This is a genomic window from Amycolatopsis sp. NPDC114503 (assembly GCF_055633655.1).
In genome coordinates, this window is the sequence record NZ_JBVKDT010000001.1 from 103,063 (window position 1) to 118,264 (window position 15,202).

14 protein-coding genes and 1 pseudogene are annotated in these 15,202 nt (G+C 68.0%); 9 read left to right on the top strand and 6 right to left on the bottom strand.

What is annotated here, in order from left to right:
• Positions 1-44 precede the first annotated feature (44 nt).
• Both ACZ7OI_RS00540 and ACZ7OI_RS00545 read left to right on the top strand, forming a co-directional pair.
• A complete protein-coding gene (locus tag ACZ7OI_RS00540; protein WP_470262125.1) occupies positions 45-1,538 on the top strand; it encodes an FAD-dependent monooxygenase in 1,494 nt (497 codons plus the stop codon).
• Positions 1,535-2,197, top strand: a complete 663-nt coding sequence (locus ACZ7OI_RS00545; RefSeq protein WP_470262126.1) for an SGNH/GDSL hydrolase family protein — start codon at positions 1,535-1,537, stop codon at positions 2,195-2,197. Before ACZ7OI_RS00540 ends, ACZ7OI_RS00545 begins: the two co-directional genes overlap by 4 nt.
• Here the strand turns inward: ACZ7OI_RS00545 and ACZ7OI_RS00550 are convergent, their stop codons facing one another.
• From ACZ7OI_RS00550 to ACZ7OI_RS00570, 5 genes and pseudogenes are all read right to left on the bottom strand, one after another.
• Positions 2,198-3,037 carry an SDR family oxidoreductase gene (locus ACZ7OI_RS00550; protein WP_470262127.1) on the bottom strand — a complete coding sequence of 280 codons (840 nt, stop codon included), beginning with the start codon at positions 3,035-3,037 and terminating at the stop codon, positions 2,198-2,200.
• A complete protein-coding gene (locus ACZ7OI_RS00555; RefSeq protein WP_470262128.1) occupies positions 3,034-3,966 on the bottom strand; it encodes a patatin-like phospholipase family protein in 933 nt (310 codons plus the stop codon). The genes ACZ7OI_RS00550 and ACZ7OI_RS00555 overlap by 4 nt, the downstream gene beginning before the upstream one ends.
• A 69-nt stretch (positions 3,967-4,035) precedes the next feature.
• The gene (locus tag ACZ7OI_RS00560) at positions 4,036-4,881 is read right to left on the bottom strand and encodes a GGDEF domain-containing protein (protein ID WP_470262129.1); all 846 of its coding nucleotides are present in this window, start codon (positions 4,879-4,881) and stop codon (positions 4,036-4,038) included.
• A gap of 274 nt (positions 4,882-5,155) precedes the next feature.
• Entirely contained in the window at positions 5,156-6,175 is a 1,020-nt protein-coding gene (locus tag ACZ7OI_RS00565; RefSeq protein ID WP_470263409.1) for a carboxylesterase family protein, read from the bottom strand.
• A pseudogene (locus tag ACZ7OI_RS00570) lies at positions 6,079-6,699 on the bottom strand (carboxylesterase family protein); the annotation flags it as partial. The pseudogene ACZ7OI_RS00570 and the gene ACZ7OI_RS00565, both read right to left, overlap by 97 nt.
• Between ACZ7OI_RS00570 and ACZ7OI_RS00575 the strand changes: the two are divergent.
• Positions 6,581-6,856, top strand: a complete 276-nt coding sequence (locus ACZ7OI_RS00575; RefSeq protein ID WP_470263469.1) for a hypothetical protein — start codon at positions 6,581-6,583, stop codon at positions 6,854-6,856. The pseudogene ACZ7OI_RS00570 and the gene ACZ7OI_RS00575 sit on opposite strands and share 119 nt — an antisense overlap.
• 208 nt (positions 6,857-7,064) lie before the next feature.
• Here the strand turns inward: ACZ7OI_RS00575 and ACZ7OI_RS00580 are convergent, their stop codons facing one another.
• Positions 7,065-8,342, bottom strand: coding sequence for a helix-turn-helix domain-containing protein (locus tag ACZ7OI_RS00580; protein ID WP_470262130.1), 1,278 nt, complete (start codon positions 8,340-8,342; stop codon positions 7,065-7,067).
• 375 nt (positions 8,343-8,717) lie between these two features.
• Here ACZ7OI_RS00580 and ACZ7OI_RS00585 point away from each other — a divergent pair, with 375 nt between their 5' ends.
• The 6 genes from ACZ7OI_RS00585 to ACZ7OI_RS00610 are packed head-to-tail and all read left to right on the top strand — an operon-like array spanning position 8,718 to position 15,108.
• A complete protein-coding gene (locus tag ACZ7OI_RS00585; RefSeq protein WP_470262131.1) occupies positions 8,718-9,302 on the top strand; it encodes a toll/interleukin-1 receptor domain-containing protein in 585 nt (194 codons plus the stop codon).
• A 40-nt stretch (positions 9,303-9,342) separates the two neighbouring features.
• On the top strand, positions 9,343-11,469 hold the full coding sequence (locus tag ACZ7OI_RS00590) for a hypothetical protein (RefSeq protein WP_470262132.1): 2,127 nt from the start codon (positions 9,343-9,345) through the stop codon (positions 11,467-11,469).
• Positions 11,466-12,446, top strand: a complete 981-nt coding sequence (locus ACZ7OI_RS00595; RefSeq protein ID WP_470262133.1) for a hypothetical protein — start codon at positions 11,466-11,468, stop codon at positions 12,444-12,446. Before ACZ7OI_RS00590 ends, ACZ7OI_RS00595 begins: the two co-directional genes overlap by 4 nt.
• Before the next feature lie 3 nt (positions 12,447-12,449).
• Positions 12,450-13,469 (top strand): serine/threonine protein phosphatase, encoded by a 1,020-nt coding sequence (locus ACZ7OI_RS00600; protein ID WP_470262134.1) that lies wholly within the window; start codon positions 12,450-12,452, stop codon positions 13,467-13,469.
• Entirely contained in the window at positions 13,466-14,410 is a 945-nt protein-coding gene (locus tag ACZ7OI_RS00605) for a protein kinase domain-containing protein (RefSeq protein ID WP_470262135.1), read from the top strand. The genes ACZ7OI_RS00600 and ACZ7OI_RS00605 overlap by 4 nt, the downstream gene beginning before the upstream one ends.
• The gene (locus tag ACZ7OI_RS00610; RefSeq protein WP_470262136.1) at positions 14,407-15,108 is read left to right on the top strand and encodes a vWA domain-containing protein; all 702 of its coding nucleotides are present in this window, start codon (positions 14,407-14,409) and stop codon (positions 15,106-15,108) included. The genes ACZ7OI_RS00605 and ACZ7OI_RS00610 overlap by 4 nt, the downstream gene beginning before the upstream one ends.
• The last annotated feature ends 94 nt before the right edge of the window (positions 15,109-15,202 follow it).

Below are 15,202 nucleotides of genomic sequence, written 5' to 3' on the forward strand. Positions count from 1 at the left end.
GTCGGCAGGGTGGCCGTATCGAACGCGAACACAGGGGGTTTGCCATGCATGACGCAGTAATAGCGGGGGCCGGGCCGGTCGGTTTGTTCCTGGCCTGCGAGCTTGGTCTCGCGGGGAGTTCGGTTCTCGTGCTCGAACGCGAGCCCGAGCCCGGTTCCCTGTGGCGGACTGCGCCGCTCGGGCTGCGCGGGCTGTCGGCCACGTCGATCGAGGCATTCCATCGCCGCGGGATGCTGCCGCCGCTGATGGCGGCGTCGGACGTCCACGACGCTCCGAGTGAGGATCGGCCCCGGTCGGTGGGCCATTTCGCGGGCATGGTGCTCGATCCGGCCAAGGTCGACCTCGACGCGCTTCCCTACCGGCTGCCCAGTTCGCTGCCCGGGGGCATGATGACCAACCTCGACGCGATCGAGGCGGTGCTGTCCGAGCAGGCGGCCAAGCTGGGGGTCGAAATCCGGCGCGGGGTCGAGGTTTCCGCTGTGGAGCAGGGCGAGGACGGCGTGGTCGTGCGGGCTGGCGAGCGGGAGTACGCGGCGCGCTGGGCGATTGGCTGCGACGGCGGGCGCAGTGTCGTGCGCGGGCTGGCGGGTTTCGAGTTCGTCGGCACCGAACCGCAGTTCACCGGCTACACCATGCTCGTCGACATCGCCGATCCCGAGAAGCTGAGCCCGGGATTCAGCCTGACGCCGACCGGGATGTACGTCCAGATGCCCACGCCGGGTCACCTCGGTGTGCTGGACTTCGACCACGGCGCGTTCGACCGCACGCAGCAGCCGAGCCTCGAGCACCTGCAAACCGTGTTGCGCCGAGTGTCCGGCACCGACGTCACGCTGACCGGCGTCCGCCTGGTCTCGACCTTCACCGACCGGGCGATGCAGACCACGACGTATCGGCGCGGCCGGGTACTGCTCGCCGGCGATGCCGCGCACATCCACTCCCCGCTGGGCGGTCAGGGACTCAACACCGGCATCAGCGACGCCTTGAACCTCGGCTGGAAACTCGCGGCGGTCGTGCGTGGCCAGGCACCGGAAGCGCTGCTCGACACCTACACCCGCGAACGCCATCCGATCGGAGCCTGGGTGCTCGACTGGACTCGTGCTCAGGCAGCGGCGATGCGACCGGACACGCACGGCCAAGCAGTGCAAGGCGTCCTCCGCGACTTGCTGAACACCCGCGACGGGACGACCTATGTGTACGGGAAGATGTCCGGCTCGTCGCTCCGCTACGACCTCGGCGGCGAGCATCCGCTGATCGGCCGCTATGCCCCGGATTTTCAGCTGACAGAAGGAATTCGCCTCGGCGATCTGATGCAGGACGGTCGCGGCGTCGTGCTCGACTTCAGTCCCGATCAGCGTCTGCGCGAGGCAGCGGGCCAGTTGCGTTACGCGGCCGGTGCGGCGAAAGACGATCTCGGATTGGGTGCGGTGCTTGTCCGGCCGGACGGCATCGTCGCATGGGCGGGTGACCACGAGTTTTCCGCGGAATCGTTCATCCAAGCCAAAACTCAGTGGTTCGGCGAAAACCAGGAGCAGCAATGACGATCACTTTCCGCCCGGGAAGCACTGTGCTGTTCACCGGCGATTCGATCACCGACGCCCAGCGAAACGAGAGCGAAGACGGTCTCGGATTCGGTTACCCGCTGCGGATCGCGGGCGAATGGGGGCTTCGCCACCCGGCGCGTCAAGTGACCTGGCTGAACTCCGCGATCGCGGACAACAAGGTGATGGACCTCGAATCCCGTTGGCAGGCCGACGTCCTCGACGCGCGTCCGGACGTGGTGTCGATCCTCGTCGGCATCAACGACGTCGGCTGGCATTCGTACGATCCGGACGGCTACGTCATTCCCGCCGAGGAGTACGCGGCCGGTTACGACCGGCTGCTCGCGCCGCTGGCCGAATCCGGAGCCGAACTGATCCTCATCGAACCGTTCCTGCTGCCGATCAGCGGCGACATCGAGGTCGGCGATCTGCGCCTCGGCGTCGCGGAACGGAAGAAGTGGCGCGTCGATCTGGACCCGAAAATCCAGGCGGTGCGCGAACTCGCCCGCAAATACGGCGCGCATTTGCTCGCCGCCGACGGCATGTTCGCCGAGCTTTCCGCGACGACCGGGCCGGAGTACTGGGCCGCCGACGGTGTCCATCCGACTCCGGCCGGGCACGCGGCGCTCACCGCGGCTTGGCTGCGCCTCGTCGCCTGACTATCGCCGAGATCCCTGCTGTGTCTCGAGATTCGCCCGGTACGCCGTGCGTTCCGGGCGATCCGAGTGCAGCGCGCGGTCGTCGTGGACCAGCCGCCGGATACGGTTGAGGACCGGCTCCGGGGTGATTCCCGCGGCCGTGGCGAGCACGCCGACGTAACCGGGGACGGCGATTTCGGCGCGGCGGTTGTGCACCGAATCGACGACTGCCCTGGCGACGTCTTCCGGCTGCACCTTAGGAATCGGCCGCATGTCCAGACCCGAGGCGAGCGCGGTGTCGACGGCTGACGGCAGCACGGCGGTGATGCTGACGCCCGCTTCCGCGAACTCCAGTCGAGTCGCGGCCGTCAGCCCCACGACGGCGAATTTGGTGGCGTTGTAGACGGCCAGTCCCTTGACCGGGAACTTGCCCGCCAGCGAGGCGACGTTGACGACGTGGCCGAAACCGCGTTCGGCCATGCCGGGCAGCGCCAGTTTCAGGCCGTTGAGGACGCCGCCGAGGTTGACGTCGATCTGCAGCCGGTCGGTGGCGTCGGAGAGTTCGAGGAAGCCGCCGTTCGGCATCAGGCCGGCGTTGTTCACCAGCACGTGCAACGGTCCGTGGGCCTTCTCGGCCGCGGTGACGAAGGACGCGAACGAGTCGCGGTCGGCGACGTCGAGGTGATGGGCGGTGCCGCCGATCGTCTCGGCGGTCTCCTCGGCAGCCGCCTGGTTGAGGTCGCCGATCGCGACCCGCGCTCCCTTGCTGGCGAACAACTTCGCCACGGCACGGCCGATCCCGGCACCGCCGCCGGTGATCGCGACGGACGCGCCGTCGAGGTTGATCTTGGGGTAGGTCATCGGGTCGCTCCTTGCTCGATGGCGGCGTGCACGCGCGCCGGGGTCAGGGTGCGACCGGCGCGGAGCACGTCGGCGCGGCGGCGCGGGTCCATGAAATTCGGACCCATGACGTCCAGCTCGGCCTGGCCGGGTTCGATCCGCAGCACCCGGATGCCGGCGGCGCGGAGCTGCTTGACCTCGGCGTCGACGCGCCTGGTCATCGCGCGCCGGGCGAGTCGTTCGACGCGAGCGAAGCCGCGCCCGCGTGCGCCGCCGGAGGTGGACATCGGCGGAATGAGCACGACCTCCTCGACGCCGGTCGGGAGGACGAGATCGGCGGACGTCGGCGAGACGGTGCCGCCGTCGGCGTACGCGCGGCCGTCGATGGCGACCGGCGGGAACCATCCCGGAATGGCCCAGGACGCGGCAATGGCGGCGGCGAGGTCCGTCCGGTGCGAATTCCCGAACGCGATCCGCTCCCCCGTGCGGATGTCGGCCCCGACGAGCCAGGTCTTCGGGTGATCGACCCAGCCCTCGGCATTGGCCAACGCGGCACCGAGATCGCGCAGCCATCCGGCGTCGCCGCGGCCCCTCGGCAGCACTCCGGCCAGTCCCGCCAGCAGGTCCACCCGGCCGCGCAATGCCGCAGCGGTGAGGCCGAGGCCAGGCCAAAGAGGTGTCGGCAACGGCGGCAGCATGCCCGGATGCCGGGCGAGATGATGCACGACGCGCTCGTCCGCTGGCTCCCCACGCAGCGCGGCCAGGATCTCGCCTGCCCCGATGCCCGCGCCGAGAAACGCCGCCATCTCCGCGCCAGCGGACGTCCCGACCAAGACGTCCGCGTCGCGCGCGTCCCATCTCAGCCGGTCCTCGACCACGGTGAGAGCGGCAGCGGTCCAGGCGAAGCCGAGCGTGCCGCCACACCCGAGCACCAGTGCGCGTTTGGTCATCGGCCACCTCTGCGGAATCACGTGTCAGTGTCGGAACCGTATGTCATTTTCGTGGCGAGGGCAATCCGGTCAGGCGGGGTCGGCGCGGCTGACGACCTTGTTGCGGCCGGTGTTCTTCGCGGTGTAGAGCGCTTGGTCGGCCGCATGGACGAGGCGGTCGACGGCGGATCTAGCCTCGGGATAGGTCGCGATGCCGATCGATGCCGAGAGCCCGTCGATCGTCTTCGTGCCGTTCAGGTCGGGCACGTCCACGGCGAGCCGCTCAACGGCCTCGCGGACGCGTTCGGCGACGACGTGGACGTCGGTTCGGTGGATGTCGGGCAGCAGAACCACGAACTCCTCGCCGCCGAAACGGCCGACGCTGTCGTATTCGCGGACCGCGCCGGTGATCGCGGTGGCGACGGCGCGCAAGACGGCGTCGCCGCTGAGGTGCCCGTGCTCGTCGTTGATTCGTTTGAAACGGTCGAGATCCACCATCAGCACGCCGAAACTGGAGGCCGTGCGCTGGGCACGGTCGAGTTCGCGGGCGGCGAGGGCGTGCCAGCCGGTGGTGTTGAAGAGGCCGGTCTTCTCATCGGTGGTCGCGGCGATTTCCAGCTGTTCCACGAGGACCGCGCGGTGGATGACCAGCAGCGGCGGCAGGACGCAGAGGGCCAGCTCGGCCATGGTCGTCACGGCGAGCGCGGTCAGGATGCCGAGGCAGAGGGTCGCGGCCTCGAGCAGGTTGTCGCCCCAGCCGCCGAAAAGGGTGCGAAGCGAGCGGTCCGGTGGGCTGAGCCCGGGGACGGTGATGAGGGCGGCGTTGAAGACCACGCGGAATGCCGGAGATGAGCCGCAGCCGGCCAGCAGGCCGAAGACGAGGAGATCCCGGCCGGAGAAGCATTCGGTACAGGCAGCGCTCGCGGCCGCAGCCACCGCGGCGGTCTCGATCAGGAGACAGTAGGCGATCAGACCGGGCCGCTGGGTCCACAGATTCCACTACGACAGCGAGACCGCGGCACGGAAGGAATGCGCCGATCTGTCCGCGAGATCGGTGTCAGCCGTACTCGCTTCGCCGCCCACGTCGCCCCCTGCTTGACCAGCGCGTCAGAGTTCGGAAAACGTTGCGGCGAGACGATAATGCGGATGTACGGCCAGGTTTTCCTTGTCCTGACTGCTGAATTCAAGTGTCCCGGCCGGGCAAGGCTGGTCAGCGTTTGAAGGGAGTCAACGGGTCCCAGAGTTCCGCGCAATGGTGCTGGCGCGGGATTTCCGTGGTGAGCTGACTGTCCCCGGCGGCATTCAGCGCCATCACGGCAGGATTGTCCTTTGTGTACGGATCCCACTGCGGAGCCCCGTCCACGGTGGGATTTCCGGTGCGCGCGAACCCCGCCCACTGCGTCAGCAGCTGATCGGCGAGTGCTTGCTGATTGGGCGTGAGCTGAACGCCGTTCGGGAACATCAGCAACCATTCGGCGACGTGGTAGGCGCCGTTCGGCTTGGCGGGGTCGACGAAGAATTGCGGCGGTATATCGGTGTCGTCGACCTGGTAGGCGAAGACCGGGATGTGCCGCGCCAGCCGCTCGTCGTTGATCAGTGCGGGGCAGACCGAGTTGGAGTCGGCGACGGCGGTCCGGTAGGCGAGGTACGGAGCTGGGGCGGGGTACCGTTTCAGCGGATAGGTCTTGCGGACCTCGTCGGCGTGCTTTCCGTACTGTTGCTTCATGAATTTGTCGTAATCTGCCGCGGTTTCAGCGAACGGCAGTTGAGTTTCGTCGCGGTCGACGCCGTGCATCAGCGTTACGCGATTGACGTGCCCGGTAGCGAAAGCCTCGGCGGGCGACATCGGCAACGTCCTGCCGTCGACGATCGGCGCGACTGTGCCGTTGTCCGGTTTTCTCCCGTGGTCGGCCTGTTTGAGCACAGTCTCCGCGGGCAGCGCGCGCAGGCAGGCAGCGGTGGAACAACCCAGTGCCGCGGCGAACCGTGCTCCCTTTTGCCGCGCTTGTTTCTCGGTGGCAATTGTGCTTTGCAGTCCTGCGTTTGCCAGATGATGTCGACGCCGAGCAGCGAGTTGTACTCGCCGCTTTGGCTGATCCCGCGCTTGAACAGCCCGGCCGAGGCCGGCGAAGCGGTGTGGGCGCAGACGCTCGAACCGCCCGCGGAATCGCCGTAGATCGTGACGTTGTGCGGGTCGCCGCCGAACTTCGCGATGTTGCGTTGCACCCAGCGGAGCGCGGCTTGCTGGTCTTGGAGGCCGTAGTTGCCAGCATGCGCGCCGAACGATTCATGCGCCAGGAAACCGAAAATCCCGAGCCGGTAATTGAACTCGACGCTGATGACCTGCCCCGCGGTCACGAGACGGCTCGCGTCCGCCGGCTTCCACAACAGGAATCCGCCGCCGTGGATCTGCACCATTACCGGAAACGGACCAGGCCCCGCATTGGCCGGCACCCGGACGGTCAAGTTGAGACAATCCTCGTTAGCCGACCCCGGACCGGTGCCAGGCGGCTGCGGACACTCGTTGCCCTCCACAGTCGCGGCAAACGGCTCCGTCCAGCGCGCGGGCCGCTGCGGCGCTGCCCACCGCAACTCGCCGACCGGCGGCGCGCCGTAACGAATCCCTTGCCACGACTTGATCTCCGCGTTCGCGACCCCGCACACCGGGCCGTCGTCAGTGGTCACGGTGGTGCCTGGCGAACACGCCGGCGCGCTCACCTTGGTGACCAGCGCCGCCGACCCGGCCAGCGACATCACCACCCCCACGACGGCCGCCAATACCGCAGCGGATGTCTTTCCGTCGAATCTCATCCGTCCTCCTTCGCTCCCGCCTGGCCGGGCAGACCGAACGAACGACGAGCAGCAACCACGCACCGAACAGGCGGTTTACCGGTATGGGCTCGACCAATGACCAGCTCCGGGTCATTGCCGCGGGCACAGATCCCGCGTGCCTCCAGTCTGGCCGCCGCGCGGAGAGGCACAACCTCCGTTCGGGCGCGCGAGAACTGTCAAATTCCCGGGGACGATGGTCTTTGTCAGGGATCGACGAGAGCGTGGAAAAGCATTACGGCCAAGCGGGTTCTCCGATGCCTGGCTATCCGCTGGCCGGACGGAACCGGCTATCTCGCCGCGCTCAAGGTCGCGGTCAGCGCCGGCCCCACCGCGCGAACGTCGGGATGGGCGTGCCACCTCCGCAACACCACGGCCAGTTTCCGCACATCGGTCCGGATCGTCGCGGAGCCGAGCTGGGCGATCTGCGCCAGCAACGGCTGTGCGAGCCGGCACGCCTGCTCCAGTTCGCCGGACGCCGCATACGCCAAGCACAACCGCAGGCCGAACCGGGCACGAGCGCGTACGGCGCCGAGGGGGATCCTCGCGAGCTCCCGGTCGAGAACTTCCGCTGCTTCCGCCGGGCGGCCCAGGTCGTAGAGGCACCAACCGGTCGCGACGCCCACCGGGTCGGCGACCTGCGACGTGCCGACCACCGGTCCGTCCGGCATGCCGTCGGGGTCCTGCAGCCAGGCCCGCGCCCGGTCGAGCGCTCGCAGGCATCCGTCCGGATCGCCGACGAGAGCGCGTCCTTGAGCTTCCCGTTGCGCCGCGAGTCCCAGCACTCGGGCCGGCACGTTCTTCCGCTCCTGCGCCCGTTGCGCGAGTGCGACAGTCTCCGCCCCGTCCCCCTGGTACATCGCGATCAGTGCTTGCCGGACCAATGCGTAGCTCGACAGGAAGTCGTCGCCGGCCACGCCGGAGACGCGCACCGCCCGCGCGGTCCACCAGGCGGCGGCAGCGTCGTCGCCTGACTCCTGAGCCATCCAGCCCGCGTACTCCGCCGTTCGTGCCGCCAGCGAGGCCACGTTCGGCAAAGCCCGGCCGTCCACCTGCGCGGCGAGTGTCCGCAGCGCTTGCGCCTGCCCCACCACCATGGGCAGCACGACCTCAGGAGAGGAGGACTGCCCTAGGGCCCGCGCGGCGTCGAACAGCCGCCGATGCTGAAGCAGTTGCGCCTCCGCGTCCACGGACACGACGCCGGTGCCGGACACCTTGAGCCCAGCGATCACCGCCATCCCGCCGAGCAGCACGTCTCGCCGCGCGACCGGATTGAACGCGCCACCGCCGTCCGGCATCATCGTCATCACCCACACCTCCTCCTCGGTTGCCCCGGCCGCGGTCGGCCGGGAAGCCCGCTCGGTTTCGCCGGCGAGTTCGATCAGGTCTCCTCCGGCGCCCAGCAAGGCGTCGCACTTCCGCACGAACTCCGGAGACGGAGCCTGCGCACCGGTCTCGACCCGGCTCACGTGTCCCTTGCTGTAGTAGAGCCGCCGGGCGAACTCGCTCAGCGAAAGCCCTTCGGCGATCCGCAGCGCTCGCACTCTCGACCCGAACGTCTCCGGCACGGAAGACACCTGGCGCACCGCCCTTCGTCGATTTCCCATCTTGCCCGACCGGAAGTCTTCAGCCATCAGGATTGACGTTCCAAGCAACAACTGGAAACAGGAAACGAACGATCAGCATAGTGCGATTTCAATCGACCACATGATCTCCAATGGCAGATTTCGTAGATCATTACTTCAGCACGGGGAGCGGTAGTCAAAAGCTGGACAAAAACTCCGTCGGCGATCGGAAACAGGAAACGCTCGCCTACCCTCAAGTAGGACTTGTCAAGCAGCCGTTCGGATGCCAAAGATTGCTCTCTGCTCCCCGCGACCCCTCCGCCCCGACCGGCCCGTGCCACGGCGCACGCAACCAGTCAGACCAGGAAAGGCCCCTCGTTGAACCAGATTTTCCTCAACTACCGCACGGCCGACGAACGGTTCGGCGTGGCGCTGCTCGACCACGAACTGTCGCGCGCGTTCGGCCCGGATGCCGTCTTTTTCGCGTCCAAGTCGATCGAGCTCGGCTCCGAATGGGAGCAATACCTGTTCGACGCGGTCAAGGCTTCCGAAGCTCTGCTGGTGGTGATCGGGCGAGATTGGCTGAACGCCTGCGACGCGGACGGCCGCCGCCTGCTCGACGATCCCCAGGATTTCGTCCGGAGAGAGATAACCACCGCATTCGAGCTGGGGAAACGCGTCATTCCGGTCCTGCTGGACACCCCGCGGATTTCGCGCGAGGAGCTTCCCGCTCCGCTTCGCCAGCTCGCCGATGTGCAAGACGCCCGGGTCCAGTTCCGCAACGCCGTGCCCGACATCGACCGCCTCGCGAAGAGGCTCGAACAGCTCATCCCCGGATTGCACCGGGCGAGCGCCTCCGTTCCGGCCGGCCCGAAGTTCACCGGCCACGCGCATCAGGGCGGCGTGGTCAACCAGTTCGACCGGGTCGACGTGCGCGGCGACTTCCACGCCGGGCCCCGCTGACCGGCTTCCCTTCCCCCTACCATCTCTCCGGAGCTGACTCTTGAGCGAAGAGACTCCGGCCGAGGACGCTCCGAAGGCGCCGGCGGAACCGCCGGCGCCCGAGCCTGCCTCGGCCGAAAAAGACCCGCCGCCTTCGGATCGGGACCAGGCGGTCCACGACCTGCGCGGCCAGGCCTCGGACCTGCTGAACGTCCAGTTCAGCAAGATCGTCTCGGAAGCCGCCGGCCGGCTGGAAGGCGTGACGAACCTCAACATCTTCCACGAGGTGCACACCGACGGCGACTTCATCGCCGGACCGGGCGGGCGGAGCACCTCGCGGCGGTCGGGCAGAAGCCGGGCCGAGCCGCAGGACCTCGCCGCGATCGAGTACTTCGCACCGCCGCCCGACTTCCAGGACTGTGTGGACCGGCTGCACAGCAACCACCTGCTGATCATCGCCGACGCGGCGAGCACCGGACGGTTCAGTCGCGCGCTGGCGACCTTGCGGGAGGTGCTCGACGAGAACGCGGTGATCTACCGCCTTCCCGCCTCGATCCTGGGCAACCCCGGCTGGCGGATTCACCAGCCGCGCAGCGGTTACCTGGTCGTGGACCCGGACAGCGGCGACGGCAAGTTCTCCGCGAGCAAGCTCACCGACGATTGGCTCGCGAAAACCGCCGAGCGCCTGCAGGACGAGGAAAGCCATCTCGTGGTCGTGACCGGCCCGGCAGCGGGAACCCTTGCCACCGCGACAAAACGCGTCGAGTTCGTCGTCGAAGAGCTCGAGCTGCCGGATCCGATGGACATCGTGCGCAAGCGGCTGGACGGGGAGGTCCCTTGGGCAGACCCCGAAACCCTCCGCGGCGATCTGGCCGCGGCCGGTGTGGAGGAGCTGCTCGAAGAACGCGACAATCCGGAGTTCGCGGCTCGCGTCGCGCGCGCCGTGGTCAATGCCGTCCGCGAGAAGGAGGATCTCGGCAAGGCGCTCGACAAACTGCGCGACCCGACCGGGCAGGTCCGGGAATGGCTCAGCCAGAACCCGGGCAGCGTGGACGTCGCGCTCGTGTTCGCCACCGCGGTGCTCGAAAACGCCAGCTATCTCCACGTCGCGGACGCTGCGATCGCCCTCCACCGGCAACTCAGCAACGGCAGTTCGGCGACGCTGACCCTGCGGTACCTCCGCAAGATCGTCGCCGAGCGCAGCTGGCTAGAGCTCGATTCCGACGAGACACGAGGCAGAGCCAGGCTGCGGTTCAAATCAGCTCGCCTGCGGGTAGCCGTGCTCGACATCCTGTGGCTCGAACTCGACGGCGCCCGCGAGAAAATACTGAGCTGGCTGCAAAAGCTCGCCAATCACACGAACGTGGACGTGCGGGCCAGGGCAGCACACGCCGCGGGCATTCTCGCGAACACCGATTTCGAGCACGGCGTGCACGGGTACCTTCTGCACTGGGCCACGTCCGACTCGGCTTTGCTGCGGCAGAGCGCCGCGTACGGGCTCAACGTCGCGGGGACGCAGAGCCCCGGCAACACCGGCATCGCCTGGTCGTATGTCGAGCGGTGGGCGGAACTCGTCGGCGAACCCAAGATCCGCAGGCTGCCGATCACCGCGGGCCTCGCGGTCGGCGGGCAGCTCGGCACGCAGAACCCCCGGCGTGCCTTGCGCGTCTTGCGCCGTCTCGTCCGCCTCGGCGACTGGGGTCTGCTGGAACCCGTCGCCGTCAGCACCCAGGCACTGCTCGAATCGGGCTGCGCGGAGGAGGTGCTGCAGGCCCTGCTCGAGTGGACCGAGCGTTCGGAAGACGGGGAACCCGAGGTCAAAGCCCTGACGATGTTCGCGTTCGCCGTCGCGCCCGAAGCCGGTCTGCGTGAACGTCCGCTGCTGATGCGCGAAGAACACCGGCACCGTGACGTGCTGGCCGAACTCTGGGGACGGGCGCTGGCCAGTTCGGCGGCCAGGGCCCTCGCCGAAGACTCGCTGAGGTCGTGGGTGCGCATTTCCGACCGCGACCGCTCGGCCGCGGATCCCGTGCTCAACGTGCTGGCCGGAATCGCCGATCGCGGGACGACCGACTTCGAGCGGATCCTGCACCTCCTGCGCACCTGGGCGAGCGACCCGCACGATCCGTCGAACCAGGCAGCCGAGTTCCACGACACCCTGCTCGACCTCGAGGAAGAAGCATCATGAGCCAGACCTACAACCCGGTCCTCGCCTGCGACGAGGTCCGGCGCATGCGCCTCAGCGCCCCGCTGCGCTCGCCCGAACTCGGCGTCGCGATGGTCCTGGAACGGGCGACCGGCACACCGCTCGTGATCAACCACGGCGAGCGCGTACCGGACGCGCGGACCGGCAATTACCGCCGGATGCACCTGATCGACGTGGCCACGCGCGGCCTGTCTTTCACGATCTTGGTGGCGAGCGCCGATCCGGCCTTCACGTTCCGGGTGACGGTCGAGTTCGCCTGCCAGGTCACCGATCCCGTCGCCATCGCGCTGAACAAGGTCACCGACATGACTGCCAGCCTCTTGCCGTCGCTCACGGCGATCGTCCGCGAGAGCGCGGCCCGGTTCGACGTGCTGGAACCCGCGGCCGCGGCGAACGCGATCTCCGCCCGGCTCAACTCGGCACGCGATTCGCCCGCCGTGCGGCTCAGCACCTACTCGGTGTCGGTCTCGATGGTCGACAACGAAGATTTCGTGACGGAGCAAAGAAAAATCCGGGTGCGCAAGCTGTCCTACGACGCCATGCGACCGATCGCGGGCGGAAGCCGGGAGGACATGCTCGCCCACATCATGTCGATCGACGACGGCGATCCGATGGCGCTCCTGGACCGCGAACGGGCCGACCGCGCCGCCGAAACGAAGGCCAAGATCGACGTGCTGCGCGCCTTCACCGGCACCGACATGGAGGATTTCAGCGCTTCCGAGGTGCGCGAACAAGTCCTCGGCGAGTTCTTCGACCGGAGCAAGGCTGTGCCCGGCAAGCGGCGGAAACTCCGGGACAGCCTGGAAACCCGCGCCAAAGCGGAAATCGAAGAAGCCAAAGTCGTCGAGGGCAACGTTCCGCCCGCGAAGGAGCCCGCCGAGAACGAAGCGCCGTCTTCGAAGCGCGCCAGCCGGCTCCGGGGCAGCATGCGGCCGGCCGAGCCGGAAAACGAAAGCTGAGGCATGGACGTACCTCCTGGTGCGCGAGGCACCGCACGCCTCTGGCACTACACCGAAGAAGCACTCGCCGCGGTCGCGGTGTGGACGGAACGGATCACGGGGAAGGGAGAGGACGCCGATCCCCTCGTGCTCCTGCACCGGCCGACGAGGTCCGGATTGCTCGCCGTCTTCGACGGGGTCGGCGGCGCGGGCCGGGCCCCGGCGGGCCGGACTCCGTCCGGACAGCTGCGCACCCAAGCCTGGCTCGCTTCCCGCCGGGCCCGCGCCCTGGTCGAAGAATGGTTCACCGACGCGTCGGCAGGCGTCGCCCCGCAGGTGCTCGCGACACACCTCGGCAACCGGCTGGGCACCGGTGTGCTGCGACCTCGGAGAATCCGGGGCAAACTCCAGCGCGAGCTTCCGACCACCTTCGCCGGGTTGATCTTCGAACTGGCCGACGGGCAGGTTTCGTGGCAGGTTCTGTGGGCCGGAGATTCCCGGTGCTACGTGGCGGAACCACGAGGCGGGCTGCAGCAGCTCAGCCTCGACGACACCGAGCCCGGCGATGCGCTGGAGCTGCTGCTGCAAGACCCGCCGATGACGAACCTGGTCCAGGCGGGCGGCCCGTTCCAGATCCACGGCAGCCGGGGAGCCGCCCGGTTGCCGTGCCTGCTCATCACGGCGACCGACGGTTTCTTCGGCTACGTCGGCACTCCCGCGGAGTTCGAGTGCGCGCTGTGGGAGACGTTGCTGAGCGCGCAGGACGCGATGCACTGGTCTGTTCTGCTCACCGAAAAGGTCCAGTCCTACACCCAGGACGACGCGTCGATCGCGATCGTCGCACTCGGCTTCGAGGATTTCCCCGCCGTCCGCGCGAGCTTCCGGACCCGGTTCGACCGGCTGCGGGAAGAACACGCCGAGCCGATGCGCCGGGCGGCCGCCAGCGGACGAACAGCCTTGGTGGAGACCAGAAAGCGTTCCTGGCTCGCCTACCGGGAGCACTACGAACGCAGGCTTCCCGCACGCGAAGGGAGCAACTCGTGAAACTAGGCTCGGCTGTGCGGGGCTACGAGATCGTAACCCGGCCGTCGAACGCGAACGCGGGCAAATGCATGTGGGCGTTCGCCCGCAAGGACGACAAGGATTTCTTCGTCAAGGAGTTCCTCGAACCCAAACGCCCGCGTCCGGACTCGATGGGATCCGTCGAGGACAAGAAACGCCGTCTCGCCGCCTGCCGGAAGTTCGAGAAACGACACGAGAAGCTGTCGAATATCCTGCGCGCGGACCATCCGCACGCCGGGAATCTGGTGCTGGCACGGGCCTTTTTCGCCGAGGGAACGCGCTACTACAAGATCACCGACCGGATCGACCCGGTGGACGTGGCGCCTGCGGACCTGGCCCAACCGGATCGCGCCATCCTGTTGCACACCCTCTGCGAGAGCGTCGCGCTTCTCCACGAACACAAGATCGTCCACGGAGACGTCCGGCCGGAGAACGTGCTGATTCACCGGCCGCCGGGCAGCGATCTGCATATCGCGAAGCTGATCGACTTCGACGACTCCTACGTTTCGGGCCGGCCGCCGAAAGCTGGCGAAGTCGGCGGAAACCCTTACTACGGCGCACCGGAATGGCTCAGCTACCTCCGCGGCGACCGGGGCGTCCGGTCTTCCCAGCTCACCACCGCGGTGGATGTTTTCGCGCTGGGACTGCTGATTCACGTCTATTCGACAGGTGCTCCGCCCGCGTTTCCGGAGGAGTTCGAATCGCCCGCCGCGGCGGTGCTCGCCGGCGCCGGCCTGAAACTCGATCCGGCGCTGCCGGCGGAGTGGGCCGAGTTGCTGTCCGGCACGATGCACGACCAGCCCTCGGCCCGCCCCACGATCAACGACGTGCTGGCCCTGCTGCGCTCCCAGCACGCGCCTGCCGCGCGCAGCCGAGTCCGGATCAACCTCACCGGCCGTGTTCCGACGAAAGGAAACCGATGACCCAGCAAACCGCAACCGATCTCGGCTACGCGGTCGACATCGTGTTGTGCATCGACACCACGGCGAGCATGCGGCCCATCCTGGACAACGTGAAGACGAGCGCGCTGACCTTCCCCGGCAAGCTCATGCAGGAGATGGCCGACAAAGGCAGGCGGATCTGCAGCCTGCGGCTGAAGATCGTCGCGTTCCGCGATTTCGGGGACCGCGCCGACGACGCGTTGTCCGAGACGGATTTCCTTTCCGTGCCGGCGAAGGTGGACGAGTTCGAACGCACCGTTCGCGCGCTTCGGCCGGACGGCGGCGGGGACGAGCCCGAGTCTGGGCTGGAAGCGCTCGCCGTCGCGATGCAGTCCGAATGGGAGACCGGTCTCGACCGGCGCAGGCACGTGATCGTCGTTTTCACCGACGCGTCCGCGCATCGGCTCGGCGATCCGCGCCAGCGCGGCGCCGCCGGTTACCCGTCGTCGATACCGGGTTCGCTGGACGAGCTCTTCGCTTGGTGGGGCCACGCGCAGCAGCGCGGAGCGCGCATGGAGAACTCGGCCAAGCGGCTCTTGATCTTCGCTCCCGAGGTCTACCCGTGGGAGGACATCGCCGACGACTGGAACAACACGCTGTTCTTTCCCTCCACCGCGGGGGAAGGGCTCGAAGAATGGGAAATGGACCAGATCATCGCGACGATCGCGAGCAGCCTTTGAGCCGGCGCTTCCGCTGGCCGGGCCGACGTCGCCCCGTAGTGCCTCCGCCAGCGGAAGCTCCCCCTCGCCCCCTGCCGCCGGCGATCGAAGGGCC